The sequence below is a fragment of the Paraburkholderia sp. RCC_158 genome (genome assembly GCF_041355255.1).
Classification (GTDB): Bacteria; Pseudomonadota; Gammaproteobacteria; order Burkholderiales; family Burkholderiaceae; genus Paraburkholderia; species Paraburkholderia graminis.
In genome coordinates, this window is record NZ_JBFUPM010000008.1 from 64,275 (window position 1) to 78,988 (window position 14,714).

The 14,714-nt window shown below is 64.9% G+C and carries 9 protein-coding genes; 6 read left to right on the forward strand and 3 right to left on the reverse strand.

What is annotated here, in order from left to right; genetic code table 11:
• Positions 1–9: 9 nt before the first annotated feature.
• Entirely contained in the window at positions 10–753 is a 744-nt protein-coding gene (locus tag AB6809_RS17425; protein WP_371026892.1) for an SDR family oxidoreductase, read from the reverse strand.
• A gap of 129 nt (positions 754–882) precedes the next feature.
• Here AB6809_RS17425 and AB6809_RS17430 point away from each other — a divergent pair, with 129 nt between their 5' ends.
• From AB6809_RS17430 to rfbC, 4 genes are all read left to right on the forward strand, one after another.
• On the forward strand, positions 883–1,779 hold the full coding sequence (locus AB6809_RS17430) for a LysR family transcriptional regulator (RefSeq protein WP_371026893.1): 897 nt from the start codon (positions 883–885) through the stop codon (positions 1,777–1,779).
• Between the two features lie 191 nt (positions 1,780–1,970).
• Entirely contained in the window at positions 1,971–7,922 is a 5,952-nt protein-coding gene (gene uvrA, locus AB6809_RS17435) for an excinuclease ABC subunit UvrA (RefSeq protein WP_035570110.1), read from the forward strand.
• Positions 7,923–8,653: 731 nt separating this feature from the next.
• Entirely contained in the window at positions 8,654–9,649 is a 996-nt protein-coding gene (locus tag AB6809_RS17440; RefSeq protein WP_006051153.1) for a GlxA family transcriptional regulator, read from the forward strand.
• Between the two features lie 105 nt (positions 9,650–9,754).
• Positions 9,755–10,306, forward strand: a complete 552-nt coding sequence (rfbC, locus tag AB6809_RS17445; RefSeq protein WP_006051152.1) for a dTDP-4-dehydrorhamnose 3,5-epimerase — start codon at positions 9,755–9,757, stop codon at positions 10,304–10,306.
• A gap of 50 nt (positions 10,307–10,356) precedes the next feature.
• Here the strand turns inward: rfbC and AB6809_RS17450 are convergent, their stop codons facing one another.
• Positions 10,357–11,247 (reverse strand): DMT family transporter, encoded by an 891-nt coding sequence (locus AB6809_RS17450; RefSeq protein WP_053857858.1) that lies wholly within the window; start codon positions 11,245–11,247, stop codon positions 10,357–10,359.
• A gap of 98 nt (positions 11,248–11,345) precedes the next feature.
• Here AB6809_RS17450 and AB6809_RS17455 point away from each other — a divergent pair, with 98 nt between their 5' ends.
• Positions 11,346–12,260 (forward strand): LysR substrate-binding domain-containing protein, encoded by a 915-nt coding sequence (locus AB6809_RS17455; protein WP_029969100.1) that lies wholly within the window; start codon positions 11,346–11,348, stop codon positions 12,258–12,260.
• 178 nt (positions 12,261–12,438) lie between these two features.
• Here the strand turns inward: AB6809_RS17455 and AB6809_RS17460 are convergent, their stop codons facing one another.
• Positions 12,439–12,600: a DUF1328 domain-containing protein gene (locus tag AB6809_RS17460; protein ID WP_006051149.1), complete on the reverse strand. Its 162-nt coding sequence runs from the start codon at positions 12,598–12,600 to the stop codon at positions 12,439–12,441.
• A gap of 734 nt (positions 12,601–13,334) precedes the next feature.
• Between AB6809_RS17460 and wecB the strand changes: the two genes are divergently transcribed.
• Positions 13,335–14,561, forward strand: coding sequence for a non-hydrolyzing UDP-N-acetylglucosamine 2-epimerase (wecB, locus tag AB6809_RS17465; protein WP_029969101.1), 1,227 nt, complete (start codon positions 13,335–13,337; stop codon positions 14,559–14,561).
• The last annotated feature ends 153 nt before the right edge of the window (positions 14,562–14,714 follow it).

Below are 14,714 nucleotides of genomic sequence, written 5' to 3' on the forward strand. Positions count from 1 at the left end.
GCCCAACCCTCAAGCCAGCCCGCCGTTCGCGCGCAATACCTGGCCGTTGACCCAGCCGGCCTCCGGACTCGCGAGGAACGCCACCACCGAAGCAATATCCTCCGGTTGCCCGAGGCGCTCGAGCGGCGGCATCTTCGCGAAGTGCTGGATCTGCTCCTGGGTCTTGCCGTCGAAAAAGAGCGACGTCGCGACCGGCCCCGGCGCGACCGCGTTCACGGTGATGTTGCGCCCGCGCAGTTCCTTCGCGAAGACGTGCGCGAACGTTTCGACCGCTGCCTTCGTCGCGCTGTAGATCGCGTAACCCGGCATGTTCAGCGCGACGGTCGTGCTCGAAAAGTTGACGATGCGCCCGCCGCCGTTCATGCGGCCCGCCGCTTCGCGCAGCGTGTTGAAAGTGCCGCGCACGTTGATGTCGAACGTGCGGTCGTACAGTTCGTCACTGGTGTCGGCAAGCGGCGTCGGCTGGATCACGCCCGCGTTGTTGACCAGCACGTCAACCTTTCCCAGTTGCTGCTCGGCTGTCTCGAACATGCGGCGCACGTCGCCGGCTTTCGACACGTCCGCCTTGACCGCGATCGCCCGGCCGCCCGCCGCCTTCAGTTCGACGACGAGCGCCTCGGCTTCGTTCGAGCTTGCCGCGTAATTGACGACGACGGCGAAACCGTCGTTCGACAGACGGCGTGCGATGGCCGCGCCGATGCCGCGCGAGGCGCCGGTCACGATGGCGATCTGGGCGTTTGTTGTGGTGTTCATGATGCGTTTCCTTGTCGGTAGTGGATCGGTGAGTGAATGATGAACGCTTTCTGTTCTGAGATAATCGGGCCGGCCTCACCATCATCATTCCACTTGCTTTAACAAAACGAATCAAAGGGCACGCCAAACATGGACCGTTTCGAGGAAATGCGCGTTTTCGTGCGGGTGGCCGAGCGACAGAGCTTCACGCGCGCGTCCGACGACCTGCAGATACCGCGTGCCACCGTCACCAATCTCGTCAAGCGGATGGAGGAGCGGCTCGGCGCGCGGCTGCTCGAGCGCACCACGCGCACGGTTCGTCTGACGCCGGACGGCCAGGCGTACTACGGCCGCTGCGTGCGGCTGATCGCCGATCTGGAGGACGCCGAAGGCTCGTTCTCGAACCTCGCGCCGAAGGGCCTGCTGCGCGTGAACCTGCAAGGCACGCTCGCGCGCCACTTCGTCGTGCCGTCCTTGCCGGCGTTTCTGACGCGCTACCCGGACATCGAACTGACGATCGGCGAAGACGACCGGCTGGTCGATCTGGTGCGCGAGGGCGTCGACTGCGTGCTGCGCGTGGGCAACCTGCAGGATTCGTCGATGGTCGGACGGCGCGTCGCGCAACTGCCGCAAGTCACGGTAGCGAGCCCGGCCTATCTGGAAAAATATGGCGAGCCTGCGGACCCGTCGGCGCTCGCCGCGCACCGCGCCGTCAACTATGTGTCGAGCGCGACCGGCAAGCCGGTGCCGCTGGAATTCAGCATCGAAGGACGCAATACGCCGATGCTGCTGCCGGGCGCGGTGTCGGTGACGGGCGTCGAACTCTACACGGGCTCGGCGCTCGCCGGGCTCGGCATCGTGCAGGTGCCGCGCTACCGCGTGCGCGACGAACTCGCGGCGGGGCGCCTGAAGATCATCCTCGCCGGCTTCCCGCCGCCGCCGCTGCCGGTGTCGGTGCTGTATCCGCAGAACCGGCAACTGTCGTCGCGGGTGCGCGTGTTCGCGCAGTGGCTGCGCGACATCTTCGAGACGGCGGCCACCGCGTAAGCGGCGTAGTTCGCGGCCCGTGCGCCTACGCAAACGCGCATGCGCGGCTCGTGGAAAACTGTATAGATATACAGTATAGTGTCCAACTGCACGCGAGCCGCGGCGCGAACGCCGCCGCTCCGTTTGCACCGAACTTGCGCGGTCGCGAGGCGTCCGTGAGAGGTGGTCCACTCATTCAGACGGTCGAAAAATTGTCATCCAACGGCATTATCAAGATTCGCGGCGCGCGCCAGCACAACCTGAAGAACGTCGATCTCGACGTCAAAACCGGCGAAATGACGGTCGTCACCGGGCCGTCCGGTTCCGGCAAGTCGAGCCTCGTGTTCGACACGCTTTACGCGGAGGGGCAGCGGCGCTACGTCGAAACGTTTAGCGCCTATGCGCGGCAGTTCCTCGACCGCATGGACCGGCCGCAGGTCGACCGGGTGGACGGCGTGCCGCCCGCCATCGCGATCGACCAGACCAATCCCGTGCGCAGCTCGCGCTCCACCGTCGGCACCATGACGGAGCTGAACGACCACCTGAAGCTGTTGTACGCGCGCGCGGCCGAGCTGTTCGACCGCAAGACGGCGCGCCAGGTGCGTCACGACACGCCCGAGACCATTTACGCGGAACTGCTCGAACGCACGGCCGGCAGCGATCCGCGGCTCGTCGTCACGTTTCCGGTCGAGTTGCCGGAGTCGGCTTCCGAGCAGGAAGTCGAGCAATGGCTGTCGGCAAGCGGCTATACGCGCGTGCAGGCACAGCGCGAGGTCGATTCGCCCACCGGCAAGCGCAAGCTGCTCGACGTGGTCGCCGACCGCTTCCGCGTGGCGCAGGCCGACAAGCAACGGGTGGTGGAGGCGATCGAGGCGTCGCTCAAGCGCGGCGGCGGGCGCGTCAATATCTACGTGTTGCCGCCGGCTTCAGACGCGCCGCTCGCGCCCGAGGCGCAGCCGGCCGAGCCGGAAATCTGGCGCTTCTCAACGGGGCTGCATAGCCCGGAAAGCGACCTGCGTTATGCCGATCCGCAGCCGGCGCTGTTCTCGTTCAACTCGGCCTACGGCGCGTGCGACGTCTGCCGCGGCTTTGGCCGCGTGATCGGCGTCGACCTCGGCCTCGTGATTCCGGACGCGCGCAAGACGCTGCGCGACGGCGCGATCAAGCCGATGCAAACGCCCGCCTGGAAGGAGTGTCAGGACGATCTGATGCGCTACGCGGCGAAGGCCGACATCCGCCGCGGCACGCCGTGGGGCGAACTGACAGACGCGGAGCGCGACTGGGTCATCAACGGTTCGCCGGACTGGAACGGCAAGTGGCAAAGCCAGTGGTACGGCGTCAAACGCTTCTTCGAATATCTCGAATCGAAAGCGTACAAGATGCACATTCGCGTGCTGCTGTCGAAGTACCGCAGCTACACGCCGTGCGAAACCTGCGGCGGCGCGCGTCTGAAAACGGAGTCGCTGCTGTGGCGTCTCGGTAGCAAGGCTAATGCGGACCAGGTGCTGGCGCCCGCGCAGCGCTTCATGCCGCGCGGCGTCGAATGGAACCGCGCGCAGCTCGAGGCGCTGCCGGGCCTCACCGTGCACGACCTGATGCTGATGCCGATCGAGCGCATCCGCCGCTTCTTCGACGAAATCAGCTTGCCGAGCGCGCTGCTCGACGACGCGCTCAAGCTGCTGCTCGCCGAAGTGCGCACGCGCCTCAAATATCTGTGCGACGTCGGGCTCGGTTATCTGACGCTCGACCGGCAAAGCCGCACGTTGTCGGGCGGCGAAGTGCAGCGGATCAATCTGACCACGGCGCTCGGCACGTCGCTCACGAAAACGCTGTTCGTGCTGGACGAACCGAGCATCGGCCTGCATCCGCGCGATCTGAACCGGATCGTGGAGGCCATGCATCGTCTGCGGGACGCGGGCAATACGCTCGTGGTGGTGGAACACGACCCGTCGGTGATGCTTGCGGCGGACCGGCTGATCGACATGGGGCCGGGGCCGGGCGAGCGTGGCGGCTCGATCATTTTCGACGGCGCGCCCGAGTTGATCCGTTCGTCGGGCACGCTGACCGGCGAGTATCTCGGCGGGCGCCGGCACGTCGCGGACGCGGCGCACTGGTCGCAGCGCCCTGTGGACGCGAGCACGCCGAGCATCGTGCTGGAAGGCGCGACCGAGCACAATCTGCGCGACGTTACGGTGGAAATTCCGTTGCAGCGGCTCGTCTGCGTGACGGGCGTGTCGGGCTCGGGCAAGTCGACGCTGTTGCAAGACGTGCTGTACCCGGCCATGGCGCGGCATTTCGGCCTCGCCACCGAATCGCCGGGCGCATTCCGCAACCTGACCGGCGCGGATCAGGTTACCGACGTGGTGTTCGTCGACCAGTCGCCGATCGGCAAGACCGCGCGCTCGAATCCGGCCAGCTACGTCGGCGCGTTCGACGAAATCCGCAAGCTGTTTGCGAAGGCGCCGCTCGCGCAACAACGCGCCTACGGGCCGGGCATGTTCAGCTTCAATTCCGGCGACGGACGTTGCCCGACTTGCGGCGGTTCGGGTTTCGAGCACATCGAAATGCAGTTTTTGAGCGACGTGTACCTGCGCTGTCCGGACTGTGACGGGCGCCGTTACCGCGCGGAGCTGCTCGAGGTGAAGATCGAGCGCGGCGAACCGGCGCGCGCATTGAGCATTGCCGACGTGCTGGAGTTGACCGTCAGCGAAGCCGCCGCGTACTTCGCGAACGACGCCGAAGTGTTGCGCGTGCTGCAGCCCATTGTCGACGTCGGCCTCGAATATGTGAAGCTCGGCCAGCCGGTGCCCACGTTGTCGGGCGGCGAAGCGCAGCGGCTCAAGCTCGCCGGCTTTCTCGCCGAATCGGCCCAGGCGCGTAGTGCTCGCAGCGCGAAGCAGGCCGTCGCCAAGCGGCTCTTCATGTTCGACGAGCCGACCACGGGCCTGCATTTCGACGACATCGCCAAGCTGATGCAGGCGTTCGGCAAGCTGCTCGCAAGCGGCCATTCGCTGATCGTGATCGAGCATAACCTCGACGTGATCCGCGCGGCCGACTGGATCATCGACCTCGGTCCCGAAGGCGGCGACGGCGGCGGCCGCGTGCTGTGCGCGGGCACGCCCGAGGACGTCAAGCACTGTGCCGAATCGCATACCGGTGTGGCGCTGCTGCAGTACGACCGCGCGATGAACGCGGCGACGGAACCGGCAGATGCAGCAGACGCGGCCTCGCAGGGCATCCCGTTGCAGAAGGCGCTGAGCGCGGCGCGCGCGCGGCGCGCGATCGAAGGCGAGGACGTCGTGCGCATCGTCAACGCGCGCGAGCACAACCTGAAGGCGCTGGACGTCGACATTCCGCACGGCAAGTTCAATGTGATCACCGGCGTGTCCGGTTCGGGCAAGTCGACGCTCGCGTTCGACATTCTTTTTCACGAAGGCCAGCGCCGTTATCTCGAATCGCTGAATGCGTATGCACGCTCCATCGTTCAGCCGGCGGGGCGCCCCGAGGTCGACGCCGTCTACGGCATTCCGCCGACCGTCGCGATCGAGCAGCGCCTGTCGCGCGGCGGTCGCAAGAGTACCGTCGCGACCACGTCCGAAGTTTGGCACTTCCTGCGTCTGCTCTATGTGAAGCTTGGCTTGCAGCATTGCATTCACGACGGCACACCGGTTACGTCGCAGAGCGTCGAGTCGATCGCGGCGCAGTTGCTGCGCGACCATAAGGGGCAACACGTCGGCTTCCTCGCGCCGCTGGTGGTGAACCGCAAGGGCGTGTACACCGATCTCGCGAAGTGGGCCAAGGCGCGCGGCAATACGCATCTGCGGGTGGACGGCGAATTCGTGCCGGTCGACCCGTGGCCGAAGCTCGACCGCTTCCGCGAACACACCATTGAGTTGCCGGTCGCCGACCTGGTGGTATCGGCGGACGACGAAGCGCAACTGCGTCACGCGCTCGACCAGACGCTCGAAATCGGCAAGGGCGTGATGCATCTGCTTGCGCCGCTCGACGGCTTGGACCACGCGATGAACGGCGGGCTGCCCACCGCGAAACTCGGCGCCGTGAAAGTGCTGTCCACCAAGCGCGCGTGTCCGGTGTGCGGCACGAGCTATCCGGAGCTCGACCCGCGCATGTTCTCGTATAACAGCAAGCACGGCTGGTGCACGACCTGCGTCGGCACCGGCCTCGCGCTCACGCGCGAGCAACGCGCCGCGTATGACGACACGATCGTCGTCGACGACAATCGCGGCCGTGAACAGAGCTTGCCGTCGGAAGAGCAGGAACCGGAGGGGCTCGTCGACGAACCGTGTCCGGATTGCGCGGGCACGCGGCTTAATCTCACCGCGCGCGCGGTCACGTTCGACGCGCATGCGATCACCGACGTCGCGCAGTGGACGGTGTCGGACACGCGTGCGTGGATCGACGGTCTGCGCATGACCGGGCGCGATGCGGAGATTGCGCGCGACGTGGTCAGCGAAATCGGCAGCCGCTTGCAGTTTCTCGAAGAAGTCGGGCTCGGTTATCTGAGCCTCGACCGCGCGGCGCCGAGCCTGTCGGGCGGCGAGGCGCAGCGCATCCGGCTTGCCGCGCAGTTGGGCAGCAATCTGCAAGGCGTCTGCTATGTGCTGGACGAACCGACCATCGGCCTGCATCCGCGCGACAACCAGATACTGCTGAACGCGCTGCGCAAGCTCGGCGACAAGGGCAATACGCTCGTGGTCGTCGAGCACGACGAAGATACGATCCGGCGGGCCGATCACATCATCGATATTGGTCCCGGCGCCGGCAAGCGCGGCGGCACGCTGATCGCGCAGGGCAGTGTGGCCGATCTGTCGGCGCAGCCCGAATCGCTGACCGGCCAGTTCCTGGCCTCGCCCATCGTGCATCCGTTGCAGCCGCGCCGCAAAGTCGTCGCGCCGGGCAAGCGCGCGGCGGCGGTGCCGGAGAACTGGCTGACCGTGCACGGCGGCAAGCTGCACAATCTGCGCAACGTGACGGTGCATATCCCGCTGTCGCGGCTCGTCGCGGTGACGGGCGTCAGCGGTTCGGGCAAGTCCACGCTCGCGCGCGACGTGCTGATGGCCAACCTGCTCGACGCGGTCGGGCGTTCGGTGTTGTCGTCGCCGGCTACGCGGCGGGCGCGCGCCGCGGCGCAGGACAAGCAGACCGCGAATCAGCAGGCCGCGCGCCGTTCGAGCGTACTCGCGCGCAGCGCGCCGCGTGCGCCGCTGAACGTCACGCATGCTTGGCAGGGCTGCGATTCGATCACGGGTTGGGAAAGCATCGACCGTGTGCTGGAGGTCGATCAGACGCCGATCGGCAAGACGCCGCGCTCGTGTCCGGCTACGTATATCGGCGTGTGGGACGCAATTCGCAAGCTGTTCGCCGGCACGCTTGAAGCGCGGGCGCGCGGCTACACCGCGTCGCGCTTCTCGTTCAATACGGGCGAAGGCCGTTGCCCCGCTTGCGAAGGGCAGGGCGTGCGCACCATCGGCATGAGTTTCCTGCCGGACGTCAAGGTGCCGTGCGACGTGTGCCACGGGCAGCGCTTCAATCCGGAAACGCTGGCGGTGACGTGGCGCGGCAAGAATATCGGCGACGTCCTGACCATGGAAATCGACGAAGCCGTCGAGTTCTTCGCGCCGATCTCGAACATCGCGCACCCGTTGCAGTTGATGAAAGACGTGGGGCTCGGTTACCTCACGCTCGGTCAGCCGTCGCCGACGTTATCGGGCGGCGAGGCGCAGCGGATCAAGCTCGTCACCGAGTTGAGCAAGGTGCGCGACGACGTGACGCGGCGCGGTCAGAAGCCGCCGCATACGTTGTACGTGCTGGACGAGCCGACTGTCGGCCTGCATATGGCCGACGTCGCCAAGCTGATTCGCGTGCTGCATCGTCTCGCGGACGGCGGGCATAGCGTCGTCGTCATCGAACACGATCTGGATGTGATCGCCGAGGCGGACTGGATCATCGACCTGGGTCCGGAAGGCGGCGTGGGCGGCGGCGCGATCGTCGCGGCCACCGACCCCGAGGGCATCGTGCAGGTCCGCGAAAGTCACACCGGGGCCGCGCTAAGGCCGGTGCTCGAGCGCGTGGCCAACGCAGGCGCTGGCAGCGGCGCAGGCGTCGGCGCTGTGCGCGAACCGGGCGAAGGCACGAACGGCTAGCGCGCCGTTTCCTGCTGCACAAGAGTCTCGCGTCTCGATGCAGAGACGCGGGACTGTTGTCGCCTGTCTGTGTCCCTAATTGCGTCCCGAACCGCTCCGCCGACCGGGCATTAACTCCGACGAATCCAGAAAGCGAAATGAAGGACTTTGCGCGTTATTAATCCGACGAATCAAAATTGATGTTTCAAAAGTGAAACATTTTTTGATGCGTCGAAGCGCCGCGTATTAACGCGTTAATTCCATGAGTGGAATGCCGCGCGCCTAATTGCCAATAGAAATGGCGCTGATTCGAGACTCGAGAATTACCGATGCAATTAAAAGGGCCAACGTCGGCGGCCCGTGTGTTCAGCTTTGAAACATTTTTCGTCATCGCCCGAATGCGGCCTGAAGCGGCTGATGCGCGGTGAATCGACACGTTACCACAGCGCGGCGCGGAGACGCACGGCGTGTGCGGCTACGCGGGCCCGCCGCTCGCGCGGACGGTATGTTTTTCCGCTGCATGTGAATGCATTGTCACTTATTACTTGCATCAAATGAGAATATTTTTCGTCGTACTTTTATTCGATGATCATTTCGATAGTTTTCAAATTTACTAATGCGGTTCATTCGGCTAACATCGCTGATAATCTCTGAAGCGGCGTTTGCCGATGTCGAATTGCGATTATCAATTCACTGATATCGTCGGAGCAACGCGCGTCTCGTCCAACCATGTAGACATTTTGAGGAAGACCATGTCCCACATTCACGTCGATTCCGCGAGGGTTACCTGGTTACACACGCCGACCGTCAACGTTCGCACTGCCGCGCGCCGCATCGGCGTGCTGCTGTTCGACGGGTTCTGGCTGCTGGGCCCCGGCACGGTCGTCGAAATGTTCCAGACCGCCAACGAACTGGCCGGCACGCGGCCCGGCGAAGAGCCGCCGTATGAAGTGCAGTTCCTGTCGCTCGACGGCGGCAGCGTGCCAAGCTCGTCGGCGGCGCGCATCTGGACCGACCGTATCGACACGCGTTTTGGAACCGGCTTCGACGTTCTCTTCATCGCCGGCGGACACGGCGCGCATCAGGCGGCCCGCGACCAGCGGCTGCTCGGCTGGCTGCGCACGGTGCAGGCGCGCACGCGGGCGATCGAAACCATCGGGGAAGGGCGGCTCGTGCTCGAGGCGGCGAACCCCGGCGACCCGGAAGCGCTGCAGATCAACCGCTATGGCCACGGCGCCGCGGACGCCATCCTGAGCGCGGCGAACGATCGAAACGACTGCGCGCGCAGCGCGCTGATGTTCATCAAGCGCGATCTGGGCGCCGAACTCGCGCGCAGCGTCGCCGAGCGCGTGATGCCCGGCATGGCCGCGACGTGGGTGCCGTTGCCGTCCGAGGGCGGAACGCTGAGCGTCGCCGAGAAGATTCGCGCGGCGGCGCGCTGGATGGAAGCGAACTGCGACCGCCCGGTCTCGGTCGCGGACGCCGCGCAGGTCGCCGCCATGAGCGAGCGCAATTTCCTGCGCCGCTTCAAGCATGAAATGCACGTCACACCGTCCGACTATCTGCTACAGGTGCGGCTGCGCATTGCGTGCAACTTCCTGACCGAAACCGAACTGCCGGTCGACAAGATCGCGCGTCGCAGCGGCACCGGCAACGGCGACCGTCTCGCCAAGATCTTCCGCAAGCGCATGGCGTTGTCGCCCACCGAATATCGCGCCCGCAGCCGGCTCGCCGCGTCCGAGCTCTGACAATCAATCAGCGCGCCTTTGAGGCACGCGCGTTTTACAACCGACACGCGCGAGCGCGGCGGCATCCGGGTGTTTGTCGAGCAGCTTCTTACGGGCACAGTGGCAATGGGCAACCAGGTGTTGGCAACGGCACTACCGGAAGTGAAACTTATCGAACCCGAGGTGTTTGGCGACGAATCCGGTTTCTGTTACGAGAGTTTCAGCGCGGACGAGTTCATGGACGACGTCGCGCGCGGCTTCGAGTTCGTGCAGGACCGGCATCTGCGTGCGGTGCACGGCGTGCTGCGCGGATTGCACTATCAGGTGCAGCGTCCGCAAGGCCGGCTGATGCAGGTCGTGGTCGGCGAGATCTTCGACGTGGTCGTCGACGTGCGGCTCAAGTCGCCCAACTTCGGCAAATGGTGCGGCGCTTATCTGAGCGCGGAAAATCATCGGCAGGTGTGGGTGCCGCCTGGTTTTGCACACGGCTTCGTCGTGCTTTCCGAGGTCGCCGAGTGTCTGTGGAAGGCGACCGAATACTGGTTTCCGGAACTCGAGCGCTGCATCTTGTGGAGCGATCCGGATATCGGCATTGAATGGCCGATCGGCTTCGAGCCGATCGTCGGCGCGAAGGATGCCGGCGGGCGGCGTTTGTATGAAGCGGAGAACATGGTGTAGGGGCAGCGGGGGTTGCCACCCCGCAACCGCAGCCCTAAGTCCATCTACATCTAACGCCCAGCCGTCACCGCCCCGACGCTCGCGGCGACCACGAGCACCATCCCGGTAATCTGCAAAACGCCCATCGGCTGATGCAATACGATGAAGCCGGCCACCGCGCCGATCGCCGGCTCGACACTCATCAGGATGCCGAACGATCCCGCCGGCATATGACGCAGCGCCACCATTTCGAGCGCATACGGCAAGAGCGGAACGAGTATCGCGAGGCCCGCCGTCGCCACGAGTTGGCCAACTGCGACGTGCATGCCGCTTTCGGCGAGACCAAACGGCGTGGCGACGAGCGCCGCCGCGATCAGCGAAACCGACAAGCCCTCGAGTCCGGCAAACAGCTTGCCGGTCTTTTTCATCAACACGATGTAGCTGCCCCAGCCGCAGGCCGCGGCGCATGCAAGCAGGACGCCGAGCGGTTCGCCGACCCAGCCGGCGCCATCGCGCGAGAGCAGCACGACGCCCGCGATCGCGAGCGCCGGCCACAGCAGTGCGCGAGCGCGGCGCACCGCGAACGTCGCGACCGCCAGCGGGCCGAGGAAATCTATCGCTACCGCAAGTCCAAGCGGAATGCGCTGAAGCGCCGCGAAAAAGCACAACGTCATGCCGGCCATCGCGGCGCCGAGCGCGCCCGCGGCGAACCAGTGCGCGCGCGAGTAGCTGCGAAAGCGCGGGCGCACCAGCACCGCGAGCACGAGCGCGGCCCAGGCGAGACGCAGCCATGTCGTGCTGAGCGAACCGTAGACGGCCATCGTCGGTTCGGACAGTGCGGCGCCGAATTGCACGCTCGACATGGACAGCACGCACAGCAACGCGGCGCCGGCTGCCGCGCGCGTGGGCTTCGTCATGTTGGGCGTCGGGTCGGCTGCGCACTTGATCGTCGTGTCCTGCATGGGTCCTCTTCGCGTCGATGGGAAAGGTCCACCTATCTTATCGGCTCCCACGCTACTAAGATAAGTTGATATTTCTTATGCAGGCTTCAAGAATCGTGATGACCCGTGACCTCGACAGCAGTCTGCTTCGCACCTTCGTGACCGTGGCCGAGACCGGCGCGGTGGGCGCGGCGGCGAGCCGCCTTGCGCGCACGCAGGCTGCCGTCAGCATGCAGTTGCGCCGTCTCGAAGAGGATCTCGGCCAGCGCCTGCTCGACCGCTCGCCGCGCGGCGTGCAGCTTACCGAGGCCGGTCATCTGCTGCTGCCTTATGCGCACGCAATTCTCGGCGCGAGCGCCGATGCGCGGCGCGCGTTGAGCGCCGGGCAAGTCTCGGGCACGGTGCGGCTCGGCATGCTCGAGGACATCGCCGTGGGGCGTTTGCCGCGCGCGTTGCGGCGCTTCTCGATTGCGTATCCGCGCGTTGCGCTGGAAATCGTCGTGGACAGCAGCGCCGCGTTGTCAAAGCGTCTCGCGGATGGCGGCCTCGACGTCGTCGTCGCCGATCCCGCGCTCGTGACCGGCACGCCGCTCTTCACATGGACGCAGCCGCTGTTCTGGGTCGGCGCGCGCGGCTATCTGCGCGAGGCCAGCGCCCCGTTGCCGCTGGTCGCGTTCGGCGAAACCTGTCTGTGGCAACAGAACGTTTTGACGGCGCTGCGCCGGGCGGGCATCGGCTGCCGGGTCGTCTGCACGAGCACGAGCTTGCCGGCGGTGCAGTCGGCGGTCGAAGCGGGGTTGGGTGTATCGGTATTGCTCGAAGGCAATATTCGTTCGGAGTCCATGAGGATAATCGGACACGCCGATGGCTTGCCCGATGCGCCCGTTGCGGATTTCGGCCTGTTCATGCGCGACGTCGGGGGCGCGCATGCGGCGGCGGTGCAGACATTGCAGCGCTTTCTATGCGAGGAACTGCATCTTGGCTCGCGGGCATTCACGCGCGAAAGCGAAGTGCATGTGCAATCGGCGGAATGACGAGCGTTTGACGTTGTCTTTGACGGACAGCACCGCGACGAGCAAAAAACAGATGTGCTGCGATGCGGGAGACCCGGCCGGGCGGCAACTATTGCAATAGACCGTGGCAGCTATTGCAACAGGTTGCCGGTACGCGCGCCGGGCCGGGTATTCCTCCGCTTACATAGCGATGCGGCGATCAGCGCCGCATCACGCCCATCAGCAAGGTGACGAGGAAAATCACCACGAAGATGAAGAACAGCACCTTGGCGATCTCCGTCGCGCCGGCGGCGATGCCGCCAAAGCCGAATACCGCGGCGATGATTGCGATGACGAAGAAGATTGCAGCGTATCGAAGCATGAGGCCTCCCACCGATAGAAATGCTGGATTGACGTAAAACGGCGGCTCGCAGACGGTGTGGCGCACCTGCCGCGAGCGATCTGCCGGCGAGCGAAGTCGAGCAATACGTGTGCCCACGGGTAAAGCACGCGCAAGCGGCCTCGAGTTGTCGCTTCCGTGCAACAACGCGCGCTCCGGCTGCCCAGGCCGCATGAAATCCAATTGCAAGGTGAACCGACGCTGACTAATTTGTAATGCGTCGCCGACCGAAAAAACTCACCTATGCGCTTTTGCTTTGACGGCAACGTTTGCGCGCATGAATAACGTCGCTGGATTAAACAATTTCATCGCGATAAATATGCTTTGCCGGATAAAAGGGCGCTGCGCAAATCTGAAAACGTTAATTAAGCTTTAACATTTGACGGCTAAAAGTCTAAACATGTAATGCTTTTGCGGCTTTAATGAGCCGTTCGTTTGCAAACAACTGCAAAAAATCCCGCGAACCTCCTTGCCAAGGGCTTGGGTGCCAAGCCAGAATGCGTCGCTAGACAGATTCCGCTAGTGCTTCGCCGCCATCATTAAAAAAGTTTGAGGCGAAAACGGAGGCCGGCAAAATCCGCAGGAGCCTGCGCGGAAAATCGGTTCCGGGATAAACGAATCAAAAAAAAGAAACGCACGCTGCGGCGGGTTGCATTTTCCCGATTTCGCGGCGGGCGCGGGGTGACGCATAAAATCAAATAAAGGCCGGGGTGGCTATGTCAATTAGAGTTTTGTCGATTTTCGGCACGCGGCCGGAAGCCATAAAAATGGCGCCGCTTGTCAAACAGATGGAGGCCGATGCCGGAATCGACTCCGTGGTGTGCGTGACCGGCCAGCATCAGCAGATGCTCGACCAGGTGCTCGAGCTCTTTGCAATCGAGCCGGATCACAATCTCGCGGTCATGACGGCCAACCAGACCTTGAACGGCCTCGCGTCGCGTCTGATCGCGTCGCTCGACGAGATCCTCGCCACCGTCCAGCCCGATCGCGTGCTCGTGCACGGCGATACGACCACCGCATCCGCTGCCGCGCTCGCCGCGTTTCACCGCCGCATTCCCATCGGTCACGTCGAAGCGGGTCTGCGCACGCGCGATCTGACGCAGCCGTGGCCGGAGGAAATGAACCGCCGCATCGTCGACGTGATGAGCGATCTGATGTTCGCGCCGACCCCGAGTTCGAAGGAACGGCTCGCGGAGGAAACGCTGCAGGGGCGCGTCGTCGTCACCGGCAACACTGTCATCGACGCGCTGAATCTGACCGCGGCGCGAATCGACAGCGATCCGGCGTTGCGCGCTTCGCTCGACGCGCGCCTGCCGTCGATCGACGGCGCGCGGCCCATGCTGCTCGTGACGGGCCACCGGCGCGAGAGTTTCGGCGCGGGCTTCGCGAACATCTGCGCGGCGCTCGGCGATCTGGCCGACGGCGGCAGCGTGCAGATCGTTTATCCCGTTCACCTGAATCCGAATGTGCGCGGCCCCGTGCAGGAATCGCTCGGCGCGCGGCGCAACGTTCATCTGATCGATCCGCTCGACTACCTCGGCTTCGTGCGCCTGATGCAGCGGGCGTCGCTGATCCTCACCGATTCGGGCGGCGTGCAGGAAGAAGCGCCGGCGCTCGGCAAGCCGGTGCTGGTGATGCGCGACGTAACCGAGCGTCCGGAAGCGGTCGCGGCCGGCACCGTGCGCCTCGTCGGCACCGAGCGCGCGGCGATCGTGCGGGCCGTCAGCGCGCTGGTCGACGATCCATCCGAGCGCGAACGTTTCGCACATCGCATGAATCCGTATGGCGACGGACAGGCGTCGCGGCGCATCGTGGCCGCGCTCACCGGACGTCCGTTCGACGAATTCGCGCCCGAAGCGTTGGCCATTTCACCGGCGAGTTCGTTGGTTAACTCACCGGCAAATGCGGCGCCTCGCATCGCCGAGACCGAGTTCGCGAAATAAAGCCAAAACCGCGCGCGAGCAGGCAGCGGTTTTTCACCGGAGCAGCGCACGCCTACGCACGGCGCGGCTTCAGGGCGCGGTCCGCAAACACGCCGCGATGCCGATCTTGCAGATAGCACGACTGGCGCAACGGGGCATGCTCCGCGGCGCCGT

What these genes read in the sequence shown, in the direction of transcription:
- AB6809_RS17455 (WP_029969100.1), top strand. Translation starts at nt 11,346, where the DNA reads ATGACCCGTGACCTCGACAGCAGTCTGCTTCGCACCTTCGTGACCGTG.
- rfbC (WP_006051152.1), top strand. Translation starts at nt 9,755, where the DNA reads ATGGGCAACCAGGTGTTGGCAACGGCACTACCGGAAGTGAAACTTATC.
- wecB (WP_029969101.1), top strand. Translation starts at nt 13,335, where the DNA reads ATGTCAATTAGAGTTTTGTCGATTTTCGGCACGCGGCCGGAAGCCATA.
- AB6809_RS17450 (WP_053857858.1), bottom strand. Translation starts at nt 11,247, where the DNA reads ATGCAGGACACGACGATCAAGTGCGCAGCCGACCCGACGCCCAACATG.
- AB6809_RS17425 (WP_371026892.1), bottom strand. Translation starts at nt 753, where the DNA reads ATGAACACCACAACAAACGCCCAGATCGCCATCGTGACCGGCGCCTCG.
- AB6809_RS17430 (WP_371026893.1), top strand. Translation starts at nt 883, where the DNA reads ATGGACCGTTTCGAGGAAATGCGCGTTTTCGTGCGGGTGGCCGAGCGA.
- AB6809_RS17460 (WP_006051149.1), bottom strand. Translation starts at nt 12,600, where the DNA reads ATGCTTCGATACGCTGCAATCTTCTTCGTCATCGCAATCATCGCCGCG.
- AB6809_RS17440 (WP_006051153.1), top strand. Translation starts at nt 8,654, where the DNA reads ATGTCCCACATTCACGTCGATTCCGCGAGGGTTACCTGGTTACACACG.